Annotated in this window: 23 protein-coding genes and 1 pseudogene; 11 read left to right on the plus strand and 13 right to left on the minus strand. The window is 49.4% G+C overall.

Annotated features, from left to right (window positions below; genetic code table 11):
- Positions 1 to 106 precede the first annotated feature (106 nt).
- On the minus strand, positions 107 to 973 hold the full coding sequence (locus tag CVU71_16255; GenBank protein PKN17334.1) for a hypothetical protein: 867 nt from the start codon (positions 971 to 973) through the stop codon (positions 107 to 109).
- A gap of 690 nt (positions 974 to 1,663) precedes the next feature.
- On the opposite strand from CVU71_16255, the gene CVU71_16260 reads away from it, so the two are divergent.
- From CVU71_16260 to CVU71_16280, 5 genes are all read left to right on the plus strand, one after another.
- A complete protein-coding gene (locus CVU71_16260) occupies positions 1,664 to 2,032 on the plus strand; it encodes a hypothetical protein (protein PKN17335.1) in 369 nt (122 codons plus the stop codon).
- A gap of 300 nt (positions 2,033 to 2,332) precedes the next feature.
- A complete protein-coding gene (gene gspE, locus CVU71_16265) occupies positions 2,333 to 3,856 on the plus strand; it encodes a type II secretion system protein GspE (protein ID PKN17336.1) in 1,524 nt (507 codons plus the stop codon).
- The gene (locus CVU71_16270) at positions 3,857 to 5,053 is read left to right on the plus strand and encodes a type II secretion system protein GspF (GenBank protein ID PKN17337.1); all 1,197 of its coding nucleotides are present in this window, start codon (positions 3,857 to 3,859) and stop codon (positions 5,051 to 5,053) included. It abuts the gene before it with no gap.
- A complete protein-coding gene (locus tag CVU71_16275) occupies positions 5,053 to 5,541 on the plus strand; it encodes a hypothetical protein (protein PKN17338.1) in 489 nt (162 codons plus the stop codon). The genes CVU71_16270 and CVU71_16275 overlap by 1 nt, the downstream gene beginning before the upstream one ends.
- A 275-nt stretch (positions 5,542 to 5,816) precedes the next feature.
- Positions 5,817 to 6,467 (plus strand): DNA-binding response regulator, encoded by a 651-nt coding sequence (locus CVU71_16280; protein PKN17421.1) that lies wholly within the window; start codon positions 5,817 to 5,819, stop codon positions 6,465 to 6,467.
- Between the two features lie 63 nt (positions 6,468 to 6,530).
- Here the strand turns inward: CVU71_16280 and CVU71_16285 are convergent, their stop codons facing one another.
- The 4 genes from CVU71_16285 to CVU71_16300 are packed head-to-tail and all read right to left on the minus strand — an operon-like array spanning position 6,531 to position 12,588.
- Positions 6,531 to 9,701, minus strand: coding sequence for a CusA/CzcA family heavy metal efflux RND transporter (locus tag CVU71_16285; protein PKN17339.1), 3,171 nt, complete (start codon positions 9,699 to 9,701; stop codon positions 6,531 to 6,533).
- A 10-nt stretch (positions 9,702 to 9,711) separates the two neighbouring features.
- The gene (locus tag CVU71_16290) at positions 9,712 to 10,938 is read right to left on the minus strand and encodes an efflux RND transporter periplasmic adaptor subunit (protein PKN17340.1); all 1,227 of its coding nucleotides are present in this window, start codon (positions 10,936 to 10,938) and stop codon (positions 9,712 to 9,714) included.
- Entirely contained in the window at positions 10,935 to 12,209 is a 1,275-nt protein-coding gene (locus tag CVU71_16295; GenBank protein ID PKN17341.1) for a hypothetical protein, read from the minus strand. Before CVU71_16295 ends, CVU71_16290 begins: the two co-directional genes overlap by 4 nt.
- Entirely contained in the window at positions 12,193 to 12,588 is a 396-nt protein-coding gene (locus tag CVU71_16300; protein PKN17342.1) for a hypothetical protein, read from the minus strand. The genes CVU71_16295 and CVU71_16300 overlap by 17 nt, the downstream gene beginning before the upstream one ends.
- Positions 12,589 to 13,224: 636 nt before the next feature.
- Here CVU71_16300 and CVU71_16305 point away from each other — a divergent pair.
- The 4 genes from CVU71_16305 (at position 13,225) to CVU71_16320 (ending at position 15,293) form a co-directional block, all read left to right on the plus strand.
- Entirely contained in the window at positions 13,225 to 13,509 is a 285-nt protein-coding gene (locus tag CVU71_16305) for a hypothetical protein (GenBank protein PKN17343.1), read from the plus strand.
- A 27-nt stretch (positions 13,510 to 13,536) separates the two neighbouring features.
- The gene (locus CVU71_16310; GenBank protein ID PKN17344.1) at positions 13,537 to 13,839 is read left to right on the plus strand and encodes a hypothetical protein; all 303 of its coding nucleotides are present in this window, start codon (positions 13,537 to 13,539) and stop codon (positions 13,837 to 13,839) included.
- Positions 13,840 to 13,970: 131 nt separating this feature from the next.
- On the plus strand, positions 13,971 to 14,333 hold the full coding sequence (locus tag CVU71_16315) for a hypothetical protein (protein PKN17345.1): 363 nt from the start codon (positions 13,971 to 13,973) through the stop codon (positions 14,331 to 14,333).
- A 153-nt stretch (positions 14,334 to 14,486) separates the two neighbouring features.
- Positions 14,487 to 15,293 carry a hypothetical protein gene (locus tag CVU71_16320; GenBank protein ID PKN17346.1) on the plus strand — a complete coding sequence of 269 codons (807 nt, stop codon included), beginning with the start codon at positions 14,487 to 14,489 and terminating at the stop codon, positions 15,291 to 15,293.
- Positions 15,294 to 15,630: 337 nt separating this feature from the next.
- Here the strand turns inward: CVU71_16320 and CVU71_16325 are convergent, their stop codons facing one another.
- Positions 15,631 to 16,104: an Hsp20/alpha crystallin family protein gene (locus CVU71_16325; protein ID PKN17422.1), complete on the minus strand. Its 474-nt coding sequence runs from the start codon at positions 16,102 to 16,104 to the stop codon at positions 15,631 to 15,633.
- Positions 16,105 to 16,485: 381 nt separating this feature from the next.
- Between CVU71_16325 and CVU71_16330 the strand changes: the two genes are divergently transcribed.
- The gene (locus tag CVU71_16330) at positions 16,486 to 16,818 is read left to right on the plus strand and encodes a hypothetical protein (protein ID PKN17347.1); all 333 of its coding nucleotides are present in this window, start codon (positions 16,486 to 16,488) and stop codon (positions 16,816 to 16,818) included.
- A 34-nt stretch (positions 16,819 to 16,852) separates the two neighbouring features.
- The gene (locus CVU71_16335) at positions 16,853 to 18,190 is read left to right on the plus strand and encodes an acyl-CoA dehydrogenase (protein PKN17423.1); all 1,338 of its coding nucleotides are present in this window, start codon (positions 16,853 to 16,855) and stop codon (positions 18,188 to 18,190) included.
- 108 nt (positions 18,191 to 18,298) lie between these two features.
- Here CVU71_16335 and CVU71_16340 read toward each other — a convergent pair whose 3' ends face one another.
- From CVU71_16340 to CVU71_16370, 7 genes and pseudogenes are all read right to left on the minus strand, one after another.
- Positions 18,299 to 18,994, minus strand: coding sequence for a hydrolase (locus CVU71_16340; GenBank protein ID PKN17424.1), 696 nt, complete (start codon positions 18,992 to 18,994; stop codon positions 18,299 to 18,301).
- A 17-nt stretch (positions 18,995 to 19,011) separates the two neighbouring features.
- A pseudogene (locus CVU71_16345) lies at positions 19,012 to 19,680 on the minus strand (phosphoribosyl transferase).
- Between the two features lie 33 nt (positions 19,681 to 19,713).
- Positions 19,714 to 20,229 (minus strand): protease, encoded by a 516-nt coding sequence (locus tag CVU71_16350; GenBank protein ID PKN17348.1) that lies wholly within the window; start codon positions 20,227 to 20,229, stop codon positions 19,714 to 19,716.
- Positions 20,230 to 20,340: 111 nt separating this feature from the next.
- A complete protein-coding gene (gene amrS / locus CVU71_16355; protein ID PKN17349.1) occupies positions 20,341 to 21,351 on the minus strand; it encodes an AmmeMemoRadiSam system radical SAM enzyme in 1,011 nt (336 codons plus the stop codon).
- 144 nt (positions 21,352 to 21,495) lie between these two features.
- A complete protein-coding gene (locus tag CVU71_16360) occupies positions 21,496 to 22,116 on the minus strand; it encodes a cation-binding protein (GenBank protein PKN17350.1) in 621 nt (206 codons plus the stop codon).
- 152 nt (positions 22,117 to 22,268) lie between these two features.
- Positions 22,269 to 22,769 carry a hypothetical protein gene (locus CVU71_16365; protein PKN17351.1) on the minus strand — a complete coding sequence of 167 codons (501 nt, stop codon included), beginning with the start codon at positions 22,767 to 22,769 and terminating at the stop codon, positions 22,269 to 22,271.
- 54 nt (positions 22,770 to 22,823) lie between these two features.
- On the minus strand, positions 22,824 to 23,309 hold the full coding sequence (locus CVU71_16370) for a hypothetical protein (protein ID PKN17352.1): 486 nt from the start codon (positions 23,307 to 23,309) through the stop codon (positions 22,824 to 22,826).
- Between the last annotated feature and the right edge of the window lie 58 nt (positions 23,310 to 23,367).

Raw genomic sequence — 23,367 nt, forward strand, 5'->3', positions numbered from 1 at the left:
ATAACCGATGCCGGAGCTCCGGCATATCCACCTTTTGAAAATTATTTACGAAATGAGTGATGATTCGGATTTTTTATTCATACCATCTTAGTTTTGCTCCCATCTTTTACCGGCGTTGAGCCGAACGAGCCAGGAAGGAATCAATCCAGTCTCTGAGATTAATAAGGGCGTCCTTAAAACCGGAATCGTCTTCCGCTTCGCAGTGTGTTGCATCAATGCTGTTCAGTTTGTCCATGATCTTGCCGGCCATAAGGACTATGGCTTCGAGGGCTTTGGTGTCAAACGTACTCCTTTTCTTCGATGTTTTTCTGCCCCTGTTCATTTTTTCTTTATACAATCCATAGGCAGTGAACATTGCTCTTTCCTGCTTCTTCCGGGCAATGTCGATTAAGACATTTTTGGATACCGTACGGTTACCACGACAATCATCGCGAATCTGCTGAGGTAAACGGTTGATCAGAAGGATATCGGAAATGGTGGTTCGCGCCTTGCCGATAACGGCACTGAGCTGCTCATGGGTGTATTTCTGCTGATTCATGAGTCTCTGCAAGGCCTCCGCTTCCTCCACCGCCGTCAAGTCCTGACGCAGCAGATTCTCAATCAGAGATATTTCCGAGGCATTGCCGTCGATGAAAAGAGCCGGTACCGAACTCAGCCCCGCCTTGCGTGCAGCAATGATTCGTCGTTCTCCAGCAACAATAACCAGATTACCGTCTTCATGAAGGCGAAAAAGAACAGGTTCCAGAATACCATGCTTCCTGATGGAGGCGGTCAGTTCTTCCAGCGCGTGAGCATCCAATACCTTGCGCGGCTGATCAGGATCAGCCAGGAGATCATTGAGTGAAAGATTATAAAGTATGCCCCGCTCATATACGATATCGGTGATGCCCGTCTTTTCCGGTGAGTCCACAGAACATTCCTCCATATTACTTTTCTTTTTGGTTGGAGATGCCATTGTTATTGTTTTTTTCATATAATTTATTGCTGAATATCGGCTGATACAGCTCCGCCCTCTGAGTTACATATTAGAGATTTTAGGGATGGTATGTTGCGCGAATGCAGACAATTATTGAACCATGTTTCAGAAAGGAGCTTACCCGTATTAAAAAATGCTCCTTGCTATCCCGGCAAAAAAACAGCGGGGATAACGTCCTATGATCAATCTTTGGAGGTATTTTAAAGATGTGAAGAATGTTTTTCTATCGGGTGATCCCTTATTTGCCATAAGGGATTCCCTTATTTACTATCGGGTATTATCTGATTAAATCTAACTTTATGACCGCATGATTTGATCCAAACCGTATCAACAACAAGAGCTCACAACACAGGTAAAATATTCATCAGACCATCTATGCCTCAAAATAATCGTTTACAAATTATCAATAAATAGATTAAAAATGGCAGTAACTAATGAATTTAATGATATTATGCGTTTTATTATAATATTTAAGCCGCTGGATAGTCGCCGAAAACATTGATTAATGTATTTTGTTTGATATAAAGAAATAAAGTAGATCCTTTTTATAAAGTTCCCGTGGCGTCTACCGATTTAATTACTGAATGGGAATGCCCTCGCAGAAAGGCAGGTAAATTTCGCCTTGTATCAAAGTCAAATTTCAGCGACTGATGGATATCCGGAATTTCCTGGATCAGCTTATTCCACATGCTAAAAATTAACCGCTTTCATTCAGGCCTTCCTTACATTTCTATTTTGCTGACCATTCTTCTCATATCCGGATGCGCGGACAAACTGGTGTGCCGTCATCAGGTACTGGAGACGGCCTCGATGGGCGTGGAAAAACATCTGGAGACGCGTATTTCAATTTATAAGGTAAGCCATCCGCTTTGGGATGCGCACGCGCAGGCACAGGTTAAAGTCGACGGCGAATGGAAATGGATGGATGACTGGTTCGGTTACGTCATTCTGGGCGATGAACCGGCGCTCACCCCGACCGGATATATGTTGTTCTATTCCATCCCCGAATATTTGGAAGTCTTGCGCCAGGGCTCTTACCGGACAGGTGAAAAATAGGATTGTCTTTCTTCAGTCAATCCAACGTCTTTGCATGCCTTTCAGCATCTGATTCAGGTCCACTCCGTTTCAGGGAGTCGCTTCGTTCCTTCAAGACCATTCATCTTAATCCATGCGGCATGAATAAAGCAACCATTCAATAACCCGCGGCTCCCGCCCGCCGGCAATCTTTCCGCTTCTCTGATCCATTTCCTGATTCTTATTTAAGAGATTTATCCCGGCGGATGAGGCTTACCCCCTATAGATAATTAGCCGGCAAGATGAAATAATTTAAGGCGTAAAGAACCGTCACTAAAAACAATGGAAGGCCCGAAGATGAACCAGACGATAACCGCCGTTAAAATCGAAAATCTCCCCAAGGTTCCTATTGTTCTGGATGGATTATCCAACCGGTTCATCCGGGACAGCCGGATCATCCCGCTGGAAATGAAGAGCAATGTTCTCAAGGTCATCATGGCAGACCCGACCAGCCGCGAGGTTATTGACGCCTTAAGGGTCGCCCTGCGCGCGGAGGTTCAGGTCTTTTCCGGCGATGAAAAAGCGATCGATGATTATATCGCGCGATATTACGGCCAGGAGAGCCAGGAAATCAACAAGGTCATTGAAAATATCGAAGACAAGGGATTTGAATATTCCGCGGATGACGGCGAGGACGTCGGCCATCTTAAGGATCTGGCCTCCGAAGCGCCGATCATCAAGCTGGTGAACCTGATCATCGCCCGCGCTCTGGAAAGCAGGGCGAGCGATATTCATGTCGAACCTTACGAAGATGAATTAATCATCCGCTTTCGTATTGACGGCGTGCTCCACAACGTCGAGACAGCGCCTAAGAAATTGCAGGCGGCTATTGTTTCCAGAATAAAGATCATGGCCAAACTCAATATCGCCGAGCGGCGCCTCCCTCAGGACGGCCGCATCAGAATCAAGGTCAGCAACAAGGAAATCGACCTCCGCGTCTCCAGCATTCCCGTTCTTTACGGCGAAAGCATCGTCATGAGAATTCTCGATAAGGAAGGCATCGTTATCGATCTGGAACGTCTGGGATTTGCCGATGATATGCTTTTGCAGTTTAACAAGCTGATTCAAAAACCCAATGGCATCATCCTCGTTACCGGACCGACGGGCAGCGGCAAGACCACGACCCTTTACGGCGCCCTCGACAAAATCAATTCTCCCGAGAAGAAGATCATTACCGTCGAGGACCCGATCGAGTATCAGTTGAAAGGCGTCAACCAGATCCAGCTCAAGCCTCAGATCGGCCTCAATTTTGCCAATACCCTTCGCCACATTGTCCGGCAGGACCCCGATGTCATCATGATCGGAGAAATCCGGGATCTGGAAACAGCCGAAATTGCCGTGCAGTCCGCCCTGACCGGGCATCTGGTTCTCTCCACACTGCATACAAACGATGCGCCCAGCGCCATCACGAGGCTTCTGGATCTTGGTCTGGAAAGCTTCCTTTTATCATCAACGATCAGGGGAATACTGGCCCAGCGCCTCGTCCGCATCATTTGCCCCCATTGCAGGGAAATAAATCTGCCGGGGGACGATCCGTATAATCCGGCTTTACCCGGCGACACCTATCACGGCAAAGGATGTGAGAAATGCGCCTTCACGGGATACCTTGGCCGGTTGGGCATCTTCGAACTGCTGGTGATCGATGACCAGATCCGAAGGCTCATCCTCAAAACCACCGACGCCGCCGAATTAAGGCAAATGGCCGTCAAACTCGGGATGAAAACGATTCTCGAAGACGGCAACGACAAGGTCAGAAAAGGGCTTACGACTTTGAGTGAAGTATACCGGGTAACACAGGAGGTATAAATGCCCATCTTTTCTTATCGCTCAACAACCCGGGAGGGAATCGTTGCCGAGGGAGTCATCGAGGCGGCAGATCAACAGGCGGCCCTGGACCGGATCATCAACACGGGCGTTATTCCCCTGGAGGTAAAAGCTGCGGCGGCAAGCAGCTTCATGTCAAAATTCCAGCACAAAACCAGCACGGGAGATCTGGTATCCTTCACCGCTGAACTGCAGTCCCTCCTAGAGGCGGGGCTCCCTCTGGACAAGGGCCTGAATATTCTTTCGGAAATCTCCGAACATAAAAAAATGAAAGAGACGATCCAGAGCCTGCTCAAATCCGTACGGGGCGGCGTTTCTTTTTCGGATGCGCTCTCCAAACATCCGCAGATCTTTCCCAGGTTTTACGTCAATATGGTTCGGGCCGGCGAACAAGGCGGGATTCTCGGGGTGACGCTGGAGAGGTTGAACGAGTTTCTCGAATCATCAAAAGAATTGAAAGATCACCTCATTTCTTCCATGATTTACCCGGCCATTCTTTTTGTAACGGGCGGAATTTCCATCATCGTCCTGCTCACTTTCGTCCTGCCCCGATTTTCTGTTATTTTTGCCGAGCTGGGAAGCGCGCTGCCCGTTTCGACACAAATCCTTCTGATGTTGAGCGAGGGCCTCAAATCGTATGGATGGATACTGCTCGTCGCGATGATTGCGTCATGGTTTGCCCTGAAAAATTATATTGCATCGGATGCGGGACGGTATCAATGGGACGGCTTCAAACTCAAGTTCATGAAAGATACGATCCAGAAACTGGAAACGGCCAGATTCTGCAGAACGCTGGGAACACTTTTATCCAGCGGGGTGCCTCTGCTTCAAGCTTTGAACAATTCCCGGGAAGTCATCGGCAATCGTGTCATCGCCCTGGCCATTGAAGACGTGTCCAAAGGCGCCAAGGAAGGACGAGGCATCTCCGAGCCCCTTGCCCAGACCGGCATTTTCCCACCCCTGGCTCTCTCCATGATCAGGGTCGGCGAAGAAACGGGCACCATCGATCAAATGCTGATACGGATTGCCGTCATTTATGAAAAAAGTCTGAAGCAGGCCGTGAAAAGACTCATGTCCCTCCTTGAACCGCTGATGATCCTTTTTATGGGACTGGTGATCGGTTTTATCGTTGTTTCCATGCTGCTCGCTGTTTTCAGCATATCGGATATCCCATTGTGATGATAACCGGCCCGACAATATTAATGCAGGTATGTCCATCCATGAAAAAAAATTCCAAAGGCTTTACCCTGATGGAGCTGATGATTGTTGTCTTTCTGATTACCATCATCCTGGGTTTGTCCGCTTTCTTTTTTACCGGTTTTCTGCCCGGCTCGGAATTTAATGCGACGGGGCGGGAAATTTCGGCCATGATCCATCGGACGAGGTCCCTGGCCCGCATGAATATGGAAAGTCATACTTTTACGATCGATCTGGACAACAGATCCTACGGCATGGAAGGCGCTCCTCCCCGGACTATCCCGCCGGGAATTTCAATTAAAATAATGGACCCGTTTTCCGGTGAGGTCATCCACGGACAATATTCCATTGTTTTCAGTCCCGGCGGCACCATGGCGGGAGGAACCATCATCCTCTTTCAGAGGGGAAAAACATTGCGGATTGAACTGGATCCGATTACCGGTGCGATATCAACCCGGGATAAATCGTGATCATATTTCTTGAATCATCCGCCGTTATTTGGTACCTGTTTTATGCATAAAAATGAAACACATCGTCATGATCCAGGCGGAATCTGAAAAGGGATATGCGCGCAACGAGCAGCATCTCATACAATGGATGAGGGTTTTTAAGCCAAAGACTGAGCTACAATAAGAGGCAAACCGATTTCCATTAAAGGTAAATGCTTATAAAATAGCTCTCAAAGATTCTTTTGAATCAGATAATGGAAACCTGGAATAAAAAACAGGAAGGGGCGGCGCAAAAAATGAAAACGACAGTTCTTCTTGTTGATGATCACAAAATATTCAGGGATGGCCTGCGGACTCTCATTGAGAAGGAAGGCATGGAGGTCGTGGGCGAGGCGGAAAACGGCAGAAAAACCATCAAGCTCGCCGAAAAGCTGCTGCCCAATGTGATTATCATGGATGTCAGCATGCCGGATATGAACGGGATAGAAGCAACCCGGAAAATCATCTCGGAAATGCCGGCGGTAAAAGTCATTGCGCTTTCCATGCATTCGGATCGACGGTTTGTATTAGGCATGCTGGAAGCCGGCGCTTCGGGTTACCTTCTCAAAGATTGCGCCTTCGGAGAACTTTCCAGCGCGATTAAACAGGTCCTCACGGGAAATAAATATCTCAGTCCAAAAATTGCGGATGTTGTTGTCAAGGGATACCTCAATAAATCCAATGATGCTTTTGTCGGCGGCGCTTCCGTCCTGACATCGAGAGAAAGAGAAATTCTGCAGCTGATTGCGGAGGGACTGACGGCAAAGGAGATCGCCGATCATGTATTCCTGAGTGTCAAGACTGTAGAAACCCACCGTCGGAACATCATGCAGAAACTGAATATGAGAAGTACAGTGGACCTGACCAAATATGCCATCCGTGAAGGATTGACATCCCTGGATACCTGATCAGCCATTACAGTTATTGTGTTGATGGGCGCAGGCAAGGGAATTCAATCTTTATCTTTTACCTTAATCTTTCGTAAGCCCCCGGCTCCGCCAGAGCATGTAGATGGCGGGATAAATGATCAATTCAAGAATCGTGGAGGTTATCACACCACCCACCATGGGAGCGGCGATCCGCTTCATCACGTCGGCGCCGGTGCCGGAACTGAACATGATCGGAATCAAGCCGGCCAGTATGACGCTCACCGTCATTATTTTCGGGCGAATGCGTTTGACGGCGCCGAACATGACGGCATCCCGCAAATCGCTTTTCGACCTGAGCAATCCTTCTTTTTTCCACTTCTCATAAGCCAGATCCAGATACAAAAGCATGACCACGCCGGTTTCGGCATCGAGACCGGCGAGCGCGATGATACCTACCCAGACCGCAATACTCATGTTGTAGTTGAGCAGGTATAAGAACCAGAAGGAACCGACCAGCGAAAAAGGCACGGCCAGAAGAACAATGGCCGTTTTAATGACCGAACGGGTATTGAGAAAAAGAATTACAAAGATGATCAGCAGCGTAAAAGGAATAATCAGCTTTAAACGTTCGTGGGTTTTCAGAATGTATTCATATTCGCCGCTCCAGACCAGCCGGTACCCCTCCGGCAATTTGACGGTGGCGGCTTTTTTGCGGGCATCTTCCACATAGCTTCCGACATCGCGTCCCGTCATATCAATATAGACATAAGAGGTCATCAGCCCCTCTTCACTCTTGATGGACGTTGCCCCCCGGATCACACGGAAGTCGGCAAGCTCTCCCAGCGGCACTTGCCTGATGCCCCCGCTCCCGGTCATCGGGGATGCAACAGCGGGGAGAGCGCCTCCCTGCGCCATCACGGGCACCAGAATCCGTTTAAGTTTATCCACGTCACTGCGCAGTTCCCGCGGGTAACGGATATTCACGGGATAACGCGCCCGGCCTTCCACGGTTGTGGTCAGGTTCATGCCGCCGATGGCGGCTTGAATCACCTCATTCACATCATCCACCGCGAGGCCATACCGGGCGATGGCTTCCCGGTTGACGACAATATCCAGGAAGTAACCGGTCGCCACGCGTTCCGCATAAACGCTGCGCGTTCCCGGAACGTCCCGCAGATGATGCTCCAGATTCATCCCGATCTTTTCGATTTCTTCCAGATTCGGACCCAGAATTTTAATCCCCACCGGCGTGCGGATACCGGTAGCCAGCATATCAATGCGCGCCTTGATCGGCATGGTAAATGAATTGGCCACGCCGGGAATATTGAGCGCGTCATTCATTTCATCTTTGATCTTTTCGCTCGTCATGCCCTTGCGCCACTGGGCTTCCGGTTTCAGATTGATGACGGTTTCAAACATTTCCAGCGGAGCCGGATCCGTCGCCGTTTCGGCGCGGCCGGCCTTGCCGAAGACTTGAGCAACTTCCGGAATTTTCATCAGGATTTCGTCCTGCATTTTTAACAGCCGTGCCGCTTCCGGAGCGGAGACGCCCGGCATGGTCACGGGCATATAGAAGAGTGATCCCTCATAAAGCGGCGGCATGAACTCCGATCCCAGTTTCAGAAAGGGATAAACCGTCAGAGCCATAATAATGACGGCAATAACAATGACCGTTTTGCTGAAGCGGATCGCCAGATGAGCGACGGGTTCGTAAATTTTGTGCAGGAAACGGCTCACCGGATTTTTTTCTTCCGGCCGGATTTTACCCCGGATAAACAGGGTCATTAAAACCGGGGTCAGTGTAATCGCCAGAAATGACGAAAAAAGCATGGCAAACGTTTTGGTATAAGCCAGCGGCTTGAACAGCCGTCCCGCCTGCGCTTCCAGGGTGAAAACTGGCAGAAATCCTACCGTGATTACCAAGAGGGCGAAGAAAAGCGAAGGCCCGACTTCGCGGGCGGCGGCAATGATGACCTCCGTTCTCGCGCCCGGGCTCCCTTCCCGCTCCCATTCCTCGAGTTTTTTATGGGCGTTCTCCACCATGATGATGGAGGCGTCCACCATCGCGCCAATGGCTATGGCGATGCCGGAGAGGCTCATGATATTGGAAGTGACGCCCAGATAATACATGCAGATAAAGGATATGATAATGGCAATGGGCAGCGTGACAATCACGACCAGCGCGGACGGCAGATGAAACAGAAAGATCAGACAGACAATACTGACCGCAATGGCCAGCTTGATAATTTCATCTTTGAGCGTGTCAATCGATCGGCGGATCAAATCGGAACGGTCATACGTCGTAACAATCTTTACGCCCTTGGGCAGGCTTGGCGTAATGTCATTTTTGATTTTATCTTTAACCCGCTCAATAACATTGAGAACGTTTTCACCGAAACGGACAATGACAATTCCTCCGGTGACTTCGCCCTTCCCGTCCAGATCGGCCAGTCCCCGGCGAATTTCCGGCCCGAGTTGAACACGGGCAACATCTTTCAAATAGACGGGAGTACCCGCCGCGCTTGCACCCACGGCGATATTTTCCAGATCCTTCACCGCTTTAAGATAACCCCGGCCCCGGATCATATACTCGGTGCCTGAAAATTCCAGCACGCGCCCCTCTACATCCCGGTTGCTTTTGCGAACCGCCTCCATGACTTTGGGCAGGGGCAGATTATAGGCGGACAGCCGATGGGGGTCGACGGTAATCTGGTATTGATTGACGAAACCTCCGATGCTCGCCACCTGCGAAACACCGGCCACACTTTCCAGCGCCAGCTTGACGTTATAATCCTGAAGAGAACGAAGTTCCGCCAGATTGAGTCCGCCTGATTCATCCACCACGGCATATGAAAATCCCCAGCCGAGGCTCGTGGCATCGGGGCCCAGAACCGGATTAACATCAGCCGGTATTTTATTTTTGACGGCCTGAAGGTATTCCAGGATACGGCTTCTGGCCCAGTAGATATCCGTCCCTTCCTCGAAGATGACATAGATAAAGGAACTGCCCAGGAAGGAAAATCCGCGCACCGCCTGGACTTTCGGCGCGGCAAGCAGCGTAGAGGTAATGGGATAGGTAATCTGATCTTCCACCAGGTCGGGGCTGCGCCCCGGCCATTCGGTGTAAATGATAACCTGTGTATCGCTTAAGTCGGGAAGAGCATCCAGCGGCGTATTTTTCAGCGTCCACAATCCCCAGGCCACGGCAAAAAAAACCATGAGGAAAATGATAAATTTGTTGCGGGCGGAAGCTTCAATGATTTTCCCGATCATGCAAAGTCCTCTATCTGGAAGGCAGGGGTTTTATCCCCTTTAACTGCGCTTCTGAATCCACCAGGAAATTAGCCGATGCCACGACCCTTTCACCGCTTTTCAAGCCGCGCAGTACTTCAACATAGCCATCCGTCTTAATCCCGGTTTTGATTTCCCGCGGCTCAAACGCATCGTTGCCCAGATCCACATAAACGACCATGGCCCTGCCCGTATCCACCACGGCGGATTCCGGAATCACCAATTTACGGCCCAGGTTAATTTGAATTTCCACATTGCCGAACATCTGCGGCTTGAGTTGATTGTTGCGATTCGCAATCTTCAGACGCACTTTGATGGTTCGCGTCTCCGCCGAGAGGTTGGGATAAATGTAATCAATTTGTGAGGTCATTTCCACGCCGGGAAGATAGGCCAGTGTCATGACCGCCCGGTTTCCGACTTTAATGAAGGGCAGTTCATACTCATAGATATCGGCAATCACCCAGAGGCTGGACAGATCAGCTATATCAAACATTTTTTCACCCGGCATGATCCTCATTCCCGCAACGACCATTTTTTGCGTGACATAACCCGAAACAGGCGCGTACAGAGTCAAGGTCCTCACGGGCTGGCCGGTTTCCTCAATACGCTTGATCTGGCTTGCGGAAATGTCCCATAAGAGCAGTCGCTGGCGCGCCGCTTCCAATGTTGCCGCCGCGTCCCCGGCCATCAGCTTGTTCACTGCGGATGAGGCCGTCCTGCTCCCGTCCGAAGAACCGGCGGCCGTCTGCTTCGTCCACTTCAAAGCCGTCAGAAACTCCTGCTGGGTCGCGATCAGCTCCGGACTGTAAATTTCAGCGAGCTTCGCGCCTTTTGTGATGTAACTGCCTGTCGTATTCACATAGAGTTTTTCAATCCATCCCTCAATCTTGGCATTGATCGTAGCCTGCCTGCTTTCATCGGCTTCCACTCTCCCGACGGTCCGGATAATTCTTTTCATCGGCGCAAGTGCGGCTTTCACCGTTTTCACGCCGATAAGCTTTTGCTGCCCGGCGGAAATTTCCACCTGCGGCACTTCCCGATCCGGTTCAACTGCCTGCTGTTTCTGCCGGGAAGCGGGTTTGGCTTGAGCGGTTTTGGCTGCCGCCTGCCCGTGCTGCGAATGATCCTGGGCTGCGACCGCCGATGCCATGACCATGGCCAGACATCCCGCCGTCAAAAGGCACCCTGACCTGATCAGACGGCTGTTTATTTTTTTCATCTTTTCTCCCCTCCAACGGAACGTCCGGCCGTAATAGCATGCAGGCGGGCAATGGCTTTTTCCCGCTCCACACGCTGGCCCCAGTATGAGAATTCATAGTCGAGCAGTGTTTTTAAGCGGGAAATAATGCTGACCGCCTCTATCCTTCCCGTGGAATACCCGGTCAGCGCCTGCTCGATATCCTGCCTGCTTCTGGGAAGAAGCCCCTTTTGATACAAATCGATGAGCTTCTCCGATGTCCGAAGCATGGAATAGTTATCACGCAGGGCTGCTCCAATCATCACCCGGGTGGCTTCCATTTCACGATCGGCCTGATGGATATTGGCCCTGGCTTCATTGACAGCCGGTTTTTGTTTTGATTGAAAATAAAGAGGGATGTTAATGGTCGTGGTAGCGCTCCACATGTCGGGAAACTCACCGCTCCGGTTGAAGTAGCTGCCACTCAGGGCAAAATCGGGATAATACTCTTTTTGCGCCATCGCCAGTCTGGAATTGGCGGCCTCGATCATTTTACCGCGCGATTTCAACTCCGGAGAATGCTGCATGGCCAGGTCGAGAGCGGCATCGATCTCCAGGTCGAAAGGCTGATAAACCGGTTCGGAAGGTCTGGGCAGCGCGGGGCCTTTATACCGGCCGACGACGGAAGCCAGCATAGCCTCCAGAGACAGGATTTTTTGTTTCGCCATTTCTTCTTTTTCCAGCAGCATGTACTTTTCGGATTGCGTCATCAGGACATCCAGCTGCATGGCACGCCCTGCGGCATACCGCGCCAGAGTCAGGCTTTCAATGCGGTTGATCAATTCCCGTTTATCCTTCAAGAGATCAATGTTCTTATAGGCCAGAAAAAGGTCCAGGTAGATCTCCCGGACCCGCGCCGTTGTTTTGAGCTTCAATAGTTCATGCATGGCCTCCAGGCTCTCCGCGTCCCGCGTCGTCATTTCTTCTTTGAGCCTGCGCTTGCCCGGAAACAGAAATTGCTGCGTCGCTGAAAACATCCACTGGGCGCCCTGCATCTCGCCGTAAGTATAGCGGTTAAAGCCTTCATTTTGATAGCCGAACATAAACATCGGATCGGGCAGGCTGCCGGATTGAGGAATCCGCAGACGGGCAGATTCAATTCTGGCCTGCGACGCCTGAATTTCAGGATTATTCTTCAGCGCCTCATCGATCAGGCCTTCCAGCACCGGATCGCCATGGACGGGACCGGCAGCCAGAAGAAAAACAGCTGAAAATAGCAGCCAGAGCCTGGCGAACCTACTTGATATCGACATTTAATTTCACCGTTTGTGTTTTACCACCGCGGCTGATTTTGACATTCACAAACCAGGGACCGGACATGGAAAAATTGATGGTCGCCAGATAGCTTTCCCCTTTTAATTTAGCCGCCGTTTTGTAATTCATCGCTCCCATTCCGGGCATCGCCGGCATGCCGTAATCAATAGCCACCGCGGCATCCGTTACGGTTTTGCCCGCCGCATCCGTGATCCCTACCGTCAGTTTGTTGATACCGGTCACCGGCGGATTCTTGTCAATCGTTACCAAAACGCTCAGATCGCCCGCTTTCTTAGAAATTTCATAATTTTTGGCATAAGCTGAGATACAGCCAGCCAGCAATGCCATGACCACCAACATTAATGTAACACGCCTCATATAACTCCTCCTGTTTTTTTGTTTTATTCCTGAATCCCATTAATTTTTGCTGCGATGATAAAATGTAGCATAAAAAAGCCACAAGTGAAATATGCGGCGTAGTATATACTGCTGTTTTCTACATCTGAAACACGATAAGCAACCCATCGGTTCAGCCATCAACATGACCATAGCGGTTATACCCGGCAAAGTCAAAACAGACATTAATTCTTTTAAAAAGGCTTCCTTGCAATGAAGTCGGCATACCGCATCCCGCATCAAATATATTGCTGCGCCATCGTTATTATCCGTGATCTTTGCGGCTTCCTGCTGCAGTTTTTCTTTTGTTTTTATGCCGTCTCCTCCTGTGTTTTTTTATACGTTATCCGATCAGGATATATTTGCAATCATGGTTGTTCCATAGGTTAACGGTAGGCGAATCCTGCTATTTCTCAAAAATGTCATTCATTTCATATATAGGACCTTGAATAGCCTTTTAATATTGAAGAAATCCATTGCTGGTGGTTTTCGCCTACCATTCACCTCTTTATCTTCCCGTATTGCCGGCCATTTCCGAATCCTGTAAATTTCAGCACAAATAATAGTGTGCCGCCGGTGCATGGGGTGCAAAGTGAGAGACTGATTGGAAAGGAGATGATGCTTGTGAAAAATGAAATAATTTTCTTTCTGATGGTTTTACCGATCATCGCCGCCTTCACATTTATCGGGCTGCACCTTAGCGAGCGCACATTGCATCGAGGAGAGGTTGCCATGATATCTTCCGACATCGATTATGTTGTGGCGATCTTAAAGAAGAGAAACGCCGGTGATTGCGTCATTGAACCGACAACCTATGGCTGGAAGTGCACGGATTTTAATGGCAGAGTTTACAAGATTAAAAAATATGCGGACCCATGGCAGGGGGCTTCCCTGTCCAATTGATTTCATAATTCAGACGGGTATGAACGGATGCGTAACATCATTATTTGTAAATCCTGCGGCGGCAGGGGAATGGCAATGGATTCATTGCTGACGACGGATTCTCAATTTCCGTCTTTTTGCCATTTGGGACATGATCCTTACACGGGATATATGCATTACCAATGCCCGTACTGTCATGTTCTGCTTTTGGTCGATCCCATGAAAATGCTGGGCACGCAATGCGTTCAGGGCATGCCTCATCATGATAAGGCTGCTTTTGACGGCAATGATAAAGGTCAATATGGCCAGGTCGGATCATCCTGGCCCGGCAAGCATACAGGGATGGGATGATGATTTGAAATCCATGCGGTCAATGAGATGTGCCGACGGGACGCCAACTTTCATGACAACTTCGAAGTGACCGCACACTGCAGCATACACGGTTTTAAGACAAGACCACACGCCTTACCGGGGAAGACGTTATGAAAAATAATTATTCCGGATGTTTTTCTATTCTTCTTTTTATCTTTTTCCTGCTCGTTCTTAATGTTCAACCTGCTCATGCAACAAAGCCGAAATCCGTAGATTTGTCATACGACGAACGCACGCAGATTTTATCCGTCAAAATTGATCACTACACCGCAGCGGCCAACCTGCATCATATTGAATATGTCGAGATCAGAAAAAACAGAGCGCTTCTCAGTAACAATGAATATAAAAATCAACCGGCTGATTCTACATTCACATACACTTACCCGTTACCGGCTGCAAAAGGAGATACCGTCGAGGTCACGGCATCCTGCAACCTCTGGGGCCGTAAAACATCGACATTAACGATTCCGTGAACGTCCATCCCTGTTTGCCGGGTTTATCAGGAGATGGTTATGAATAATCGTTTACGGCGCTGACCGCGGCGAATTGGTTTTGGCATGCCTGCCCGGATCATAAGGGCGTCCAGACCATGACCGGAGAAAATTTCACAAAGAGAGGGGACTGAAATGAATGACGAAAAAGGAATTGTTATCGAAAGAGTTTTTGACGCGCCGTCCAGGGCCGTATGGCGCGCCTGGACAGAACCGGAAATCATTCAACAATGGTGGGGGCCCGGGGATTTTACCGCGCCTAGCATCAAAGTGGATTTGAAAGTCGGCGGCCAATACATCTTTGCCATGCACGGACCGAAAGGTTCCGAGTGGGACAAGGATATGTACAGCGCGGGTATCTATCAGGAAATTGTACCCGGTAAAAAACTCGTTCTGACGGACTATTTTTCCAATGAGAAAGGCGAGATGCAAGAGCCTGCTGATTATGGAATGGATTCGGATTTTCCAAAAGAATCAACGGTTACCGTTCTTTTTGAAGAACCGGAAACCGGTAGAACAAAACTTTCCGTCATCTATCCGGAACCGGCAAAAAAAGAACAAATGGAAGCCATGCTCAAAAGCGGAATGAAGGAAGGCTGGAACTCAAGCCTTGAAAAGCTGGGGGCAGTTTTATCGGGGGAAACAATAACAGCTGGGAAAACTTTATCAAAGGAGATGATTATGGACGACGAATGTGAAGAAAAAAAGTTGATGGACAAAGTCATGGAAGACCCCAATAACGAATTTAAAGGAAAAGAAAGGGTCTGCGACAAAGACGTTGAGCAAGTGCTATGGAAACTCGACGGAGAAGGAAAGATGGAAAACAATGAATCCGGAAAGATGACCTCCGGCGGCAAAGACAAAGCCATGGAAGGCAATCTGGTCAAAGAAGACATCCTGCCCGGCATTGGCGACGCATCAGCACATTCCGCGAGTCTGTAGGCACAAAAAAGGGAGAAGTGCAGAATACTGCGGCAAGGCATGTCATGAGGGACACCCCCGTTTATTATTCAATCACAGTGGGGGTGTCCTTTAACAGGAAAAGTTCATATCCGGCAATCCTGTCATTCTCTTCCATCCATGCGTTCATGAACAGAGAGGCCGGTTGGCCGGCATTCATTCCTCATTGATCGAATACTGTTTGGAGCCGCATGATAAGGGTTTTTCATGCGTAAGAAAGATTCATAAATCAACCAGCCTTCCGTTTTTCCGCCGCCGGAATTAATAATGCTTTCCGAAAACCCTCATGCTCCCTCGAGTAAACCAGCCTGAGCGTGCTTTAATCAATTTTTACTTTCACTTCTTTGCTCTTGGCTTCGTCACTTTTGGGCATGGTAACTTCGAGAACGCCGTCCTTAAATGTTGATTTAACTTTATCCCCCTTGACTTCCGTGGGGAGACTGAAGGTACGGCAGAATGAGCCATAGGAGCGTTCCAATTTGTAATAATCTTTCCTCTTGATTTCATCTTCCTTCTTTTTCTCTCCGGATATGGTAATGCTGCCGTCCGTCAACGTCACTTCGATGTCTTCTTTCTTCATGCCGGGAAGTTCCGCTTTCAAAACCACATTTCCGTCCCTTTCAAAGATGTCCACTTCGGGCATCAACTCTTCTTCAATGCCGCTTCTCATTCTGGAAAAGAACGGCGTGAAGGGACGGGGCAGAACCTCGTCAAACCATTTGTCGAATTCCCTGAGAGACATTAAAGGCCGTGCTTCTGATCGGACCAATTCTTTTTTTTCTTCCGCCATAATACACCTCCATGAAAAATACTTCAGTCGGCAAAAAACTGAAGGCTGGTTTCTTTCACAGCATCGAAAATAAATGCACGTTTCGTAGCGTGCAAAATTACGAACGCATTCCCCGATGTGAAATATACGGACCGGCGGGCTCAAAACAACGATAATTAAATAAGGACAAATTGACAGGCAAAACCTATCAGATTCGCCGGCACGCGGTTGTCTGGTCATTCCCCAATGGTTATTTTTACCCACCATTATGCTTACAATTATCCATCATTGATTTTAGCGGCGGATTCCCCCATTTTAGATCCAAATATGCGCGCTTACCCGCGGCAAGTTGCAGAGGTATGCAATCGCCGCCGAATTTGAAAAGTCATCATAAAGGAGGACGATATGGAATGCGAAAATGTTGACAAAATAAAGCCCCTGGACAGGCTTCTTGACGACCAGATTAAAGAATTTGAAAGCGGAAAAGACAGGGTGTGCGACAAAGACCTGGACGAGATGATGTGGAAGCTCGGCGATTATGAAAATGAAGAGCCCAAAATGGAGGCGGAAGAATTCGAGGATGAGCACCCCCTCGAAGAAGACCTCGTGGAGAAGAAAGTGGTCTTCGGCAGTAATGAAAAGCCCTATTATATGAAAGATGAGCAGGCGACAGGCGGCATTCCGGAAGGTGATCAGGTCGCAACAGCGCACTCCATGAACCCTGATTCGGGAAGGTAATCGTATGATAACCTTTCTTTGACAGGAGGAAATGATTATGCAGTTTGAATTAAGTTCCGGACAAAAGGAGCTGCAGTCAAAAATCCGCGAATTTGCCGTCACAGAAATCCTGCCGGCCGTCTGGCATTATGACGAGAAGGATGAAATTCCTCTTTTCTTGCTGCAAAAAGCGTTTACCGCCGGTTTTATGAATACGGATATACCCGTAAAATACGGCGGCAAAGGATTTGGCCTGATCGAGAACGTTATTCTTACCGAGGAGATGGCCGCCGTTTGTTCGGGTGTGGCAACATCTATTTTTGATAATTCTCTCGGCATGGCGCCGATCTTTCTTTCCGAAAACGAAAAGGTTAAAGAAAAATATCTTCCGCTCATCCTTCGTGAATTTAAGCGCATTTGTTTTGCGACATCGGAACCGCTGCTGGGCTCGGACGTCGCCTCTATACGCTGCAGAGCGGAAAGAGACGGAAACGATTATATTTTAAACGGCACAAAGTACTGGATAACCAACGCCTCGGTGGCTGACTACATGACGATTTTTGCCACCGTTGATCCTACTAAACAGCATGAGGGTATTTGCGCCTTTCTCGTGGAAAGAGACTGGAACGGGGTTTCCGTAGGCAAACCGATTCCGAAATTAGGCCAGCGCTCTTCGAATACGGCGGGGATTAACTTTAAGAACGTCAGAGTCCCCCGGGAAAATGTTATTGCGGAACCGGGCAAAGGCTTTGTCCTGGCCATGAAAACTTTCGCCCGTACCCGGCCCGCCATCGGTGCTTTTGCCGTAGGCGCCGCCCGTTCGGCAATGGAATACGCCATCGATTACGCCAGGCATAGAAGTGCTTTCGGCGCCAGGCTTTCCAATTTTGAGGCCATTCAGTTCAAACTGGCCGAAATGTACCAAAAAGTGGAAACCTCCAGGCTTTTGGTATGGAAGGCGGCGTGGGAAGCGGATAACGGCATGGACCCGACTATCAGCGCCTCCATCGCCAAATTTTATGCGACGGAAACGGCCATGGAAGTCGTCAATGATGCCATGCAGATTTTCGGCGGCTACGGCTATACGAAAATGTTTCCCATTGAGAAATTATTCCGGGATATACGCCTGCTTAGCATATACGAAGGCACCAGTGAGATTCAGCGTCTGATTGTTTCCGGTTATGTCCTGAATCAATACAAACCGTCCCTGCCGTCGCTTTCAGACCTTCCGATGATCCGCGCGCTCGATTTGAATGATCCGGGCGCAAAAAACACGACAGCCTGGCGCTGCGGCATCTGCGGACACATTCACTATGGCGGAGAACCTCCGGATGAATGCCCCTACTGCTTTTTCCCGAAAACAGTATTCAAAAAAATCTGGCCCGCGGGTTGATGGGCAACATTACTTCCTGTTGCCTCCTGAGAAAGGAGGACAAGGAATTATAAGCCAAGATTCAGTGACATGAAAAGGTGCATGCGGAGCTGACCCGCCTGATTGAATTTAATCCGGATGGTTAATGATGGATGCCCCGAACGCCCCGCGGCTCAAATATTTTTTAAACCAGAAGGAGGCCAGATCGGCGACCGCCTCCAGTGCTCCGGGTTCCCCGAACAGATGGGTCGCTCCCGGAACAATAGTCATTTTTTTAATCGCTTTTACTTGTGTCATGGCCTGTTCATTGAGGGTGATGACTTCATAATCTTCGCCGCCCACAATAAACAGAGTCGGCGCCGACACAACGGAAAGTCCACGCCCGGCCAGGTCCGGCCGGCCTCCGCGGGAAACGATGGCCTTCACCACATCCTGATGATCATTTTCCGCAATCAGCGCCGCCGCCGCGCCCGTGCTGGCTCCAAAATACCCTATCGTCATTTTCGCCATTGCGTTCTGCGCTTTCACCCAGGCCGTCGCCCCGGACAACCGGGAAGCCAGGAGGCTGATATCGAAACGAAGCCGCGCATTGTATCGGTCGACCTGCTCCTCCTCAGATGTCAACAGATCGAACAGCAATGTCGCCAGTCCTTCGCGCTGCAAGTATCGGGCGACGTACTTATTGCGCGAACTGAGGCGGCTGCTGCCGCTGCCGTGCGCAAACAAAATGATGCTTTTTGCCCGCGGAGGAATCGCCAGATCGCCTTCCAGTATGGCATGACCAACCGGGACGCGGACGGTCATCTCTCCCGTGGAATCCGGCATTGTCCTTTGAATGGCTTTCATCGCATGGCTCCCGCAGTTTGCCCCGAAGTTTCCGCCGCCCGGAGCAGTTGAATGACTTCTTTATCGGTCGTCTGTGAAAAATCATCGTACCAGGCGCCCACCGCGTTAAAGTGCAGGGGCGTGACGCCGCAGACGATTTCATCAACTTTAGTACGGAATTCATTGCAGGCTTCAACCGACGCCACAGGCACGGCAATCACAATTTTTCGCGGACCGAGTTTGCCGAGCGCTTCCACCGCGGCGCGCATGGTCGCGCCTGTGGCCAGACCGTCATCAACCAGAATAACCGTCCGGCCTTGAACATCGAGCTGCGGGCGGTTTTGCCGGTACACCTGCTCGCGCCGTTTGAGTTCTGCAAGTTCCGTGGCGGCAATGCGCGAGATTTCGGCAGGCGAAATCCGGATGCTGTTCAATACATCCTCATTGATGACCTAAACGCCGCCGGACGCTATAGCCCCAAAGGCCAGTTCTTCATAGCCGGGAACGCCCAGTTTCCGGACCAGAAAAATATCCAGCGGCAAACCAAGTCCCTGTGCCACCTCAAAAGCCACTACGACGCCGCCGCGCGGAAGCCCCAGAACAATCGTATCAGGCTTATTCACATACTTTTGCATATGATCCGCCAGATACATACCGGCAGCTGTTCTATCCTGAAAACGTTCCATAAAGCATTCTCCTTATCGGGTAAAGATTGGCCGTCAGCTTTCCGGGAGTTTTCTGAGCGATGCGGTTATAAAGGCCGGAAGGTCCGCCGGACTGCGGCTGGAAATAATATTGCCGTCCTCAACGACCTCCTGATCGACAAAGTCCGCGCCGGCATTAATGAGATCATCTTTGATCGATTTCCAGCCGGTTATTTTTCGGCCCTTCACCACACGGGCCGAGATGAGCAGCTGGGGACCATGGCAAATGACAAAGACGGGTTTACCGCTTTCCACAAACTCCCGGGCAAAACGAAGTGCGTCCGCATGGATTCTCAGCTGATCGGGAGAATAGCCGCCGGGGATCAACAGGGCATCGAAACCGGTAATGCTCAAATCTTTGAGCGTCTGATCGATGACAACCGGCGTGCCTTTTTTGATCCCTTTGACGGTTTCCCCCGCTTGAATTCCGATATGAACAATTTTGTGCCCCGCTGCCATAAAAGCAAAAACCGGTTCCGAGTATTCGGAATCTTCAAACATATTCGTAATGATGACGGCTATGGTAGCCATTTTTCACCTCCGGTTGTTTTACGGGCTGCCGATATATTCTACCCGTTCTTCAGTTACGTTAGCGCAAAAGTTACCGGTCAGGCCCGGATTCATTATCCTGACCGCCTTTTTCTACGACCAGATACCGGCTATTTGAGCCCGGCAATACGGGCAACGGCCGTCCCGGAGATGAAAGCTTTGTAATCCCATATAATGCCTTTCGATGACGGGTTTTTTACACTGATGGCAATAGGTGTTGACGCCCTCCATGACATTGCCCATGTAAATGTGATGCAGGCCGGCCTGCTCACCGATTTGTTTGGCGCGATGCAATGTGGCAAGCGGGGTTGCAGGATGATCGGAAAATTCATAATCCGGATGAAAACGGCTGATGTGCCAGGGGATCATGCGATCCACACCCGCAAGAAATTCGGCAATTTGCTTTAATTCATTATCCGAATCATTTTCGCCGGGAATCACCAGCGTCGTTACTTCAACCCAGACACCCAGAGCCTTCATCCCGGAAATCGTGTCCAGCACCGGCTGCAGACGGGCTTTGCAGTTTTTTTTGTAGGATGCCTCGCTGAAACTTTTCAAATCCACATTGGCCGCGGCAAGATACGGTTTGATGGTTGCCAGCGCCTGATTCGTCATATATCCGTTGGTGACGAACACGTTAGACAACCCCGCCTCCATTGCCAACTGTGCCGTATCAAATGCATACTCGAAGAAAATGGTCGGTTCCGTGTAGGTGTAGGATATGCTCCGGCAGCTATTTTTTACGGCATCGTCGACCACCTGCCGGGGCAAAACTTCGCGGCCGGATTGAACATGGCCATTCTTTGCGGATACCTGGGAAATTTGCCAGTTCTGGCAGAAACCGCATTTAAAATTGCAGCCGATTGTGGCAATGGAATAAGACCGGGTGCCGGGCAGAAAATGATACAGCGGCTTTTTTTCGATGGGGTCGACATGGGCCGCGATCACATCCGCATATACCATGGTGTTTAAAACGCCCTGCACGTTTTGCCGGACGCCGCACACACCAAACTTCGATTCTGATATTTTGCATTCATGCGCGCACAGATAACAATGCACCTTTTGATTATCCAGCTTTTCCCACAAACGGGCTTCTCTGATCATGACAGCCTCCCGCAATATTCTTAAATGCTTCCGGACATTCGATTGTATCATTGCCGGTCAGGTCACCCCCCCCCCGTTTACAGAAAGCAGCAACGGCAACAGGATAAGGTTCTGCGGCCGGGGTGATCGGACATTCGGGAAAATCTATTCAGCAGATCGCTGTCCATAATCCAACCGCGATGAATAACCCGGAATATCCGCATCGGAGCACATAAAAATCCGCGTACCGGCGAGGCTTTCTTCAAGGGTCGACTCAACTTTACGATATTTCCAGTGCAATATTTTTTCATCATACGCTTCGAATTCCTGAATTATTTTTTTATGCTCTTCCTGTAAAAAATATTGCGCAGCAGGGGTGAAAAAATGTTTATCTTCTTTGAGAATATGTCCGGGATAAAAGGTAATCAATTCCTGAAGGCAACCGATGATTTCCTGTATCGTATCAACCCCTGCAAAATATCTTTCGGTTGCAAGTATCCATCTGCCCACAATCGAACGGGAATACTGGTGTTCCTCGACAAGTTCATTCATCATCTCCAAATGTTCTTTGGAAATACTTTTTTTTCTGAGTTCCCGGAAAACAATATTCTCTTCTTTCCCATGGTGAGCGAGATCCGCGTAGGTGCGGATAAAATCGATGGACATCTCTATCGCTACGGGATCGATCCGGCGCATCCCTTTAATTTTTTCGACCTCGGATTGAAATACGGTCAGCGTGTTATTGATAACCCGGTGTTCTTCCCGTAAAAGCTTCATGGCATTCATTGTTGCCTCCTGTTTATCCGCAATGGATCTCCGACATTTTTCGGCGCTTCAGGTAGTTTATGCCGGCCATCTTTCGCCCTGAAAATAACCGGTCCTTTTAACAACCGCGGAACATCGTTATTTCCGTATTTCAAGCAGTTGCGTTTAAAAAGTCATTTCTCTTTTTGTTCATCCATCTCCAGGGCGGAGGAAAGCAGTTTAAGCGTGATACCCAGAATCAGGATAACGGTAACGTTCACGATAAGTTCGATCATGGCATTAATGAAGTTCTGCCCCTGAAGTGTTTCCACGGATAGTTTTGCGCTGATGGACAGAATACCCCGTGTGGCCGATACAATGCCGATATTGAGAAATGGACGAAGGGATGTTCTGTGTTCTTCAAGATAGTGGATCACGGTTCCCATGACTTCCATGACGATGATCACTAGCAGCAGATCGGAAACAAATCGGATGATTGCCTCCGCTGCTTTTCTCGGTTCATGCACATTCAGGATGATGGTGCTGAAGTCCCAGTAGCTGTAGAATAAAGAAACAAGAGCTGCCAGCAAAAAGCTGATTCCGACAAAAGCATAAAGGATGGAATCGCCGGTGCGCAGCATTTCTTTCGAATATCTGATGATAAAGTTTTTGAGCTTTTGATCCGTCCCGCTCATGAATGTTCGCCCTCATTTGCCGTGCATTGAATTGTACCGGTCGGGAAGAGACTGTTATGGCTGCCGCGGGTGTGACGACGGCGATGTTTTCATTCTCTGGTGGGGTGATTCCACCAGGTTTAAGCCGTTTGGAACCTCCGCATTAAAATATTGGCAGACCATTGCCAGAACTTGATGATCGGTCATCCTGTCGGTGGTCCGTACGTCCGTTATCAGCCCGCCGAGATTATTCTTTTCCAGCTGTTTCCTGAGCTCATTTTTGGCCTCTCCCGGGCCAAAAATATAGACGGCGTCGGCATGGCGGATCATCTCAATAATTTTATTGTAAAAAATGCCGATATGCTCATTAAATTCATTTTCATGCCGGTCATCCGCCGGAATCTCCCTTGCTTTAAAAGGCCCTTTGAGCGTGGTGCTGCCTGCGGCCCGCGGATGTTTTTCAACTTCTGATTTGACGATCTTTAAAGTTGCGATTTCCTTTTCAAGCGTAATAATCACAGCCTTGCGATGATCAATCCACAATCCGGTTTTTGCTGGCATCAGTTCCTCCTTTATCAAAATTTCTTCTTTTTCAGCTCCTGCCGCCGGGTGTAAACGA

The organism is Deltaproteobacteria bacterium HGW-Deltaproteobacteria-6 (assembly GCA_002840435.1).
In the GTDB taxonomy this organism is placed as follows: Bacteria; Desulfobacterota; Syntrophia; order Syntrophales; family Smithellaceae; genus UBA8904.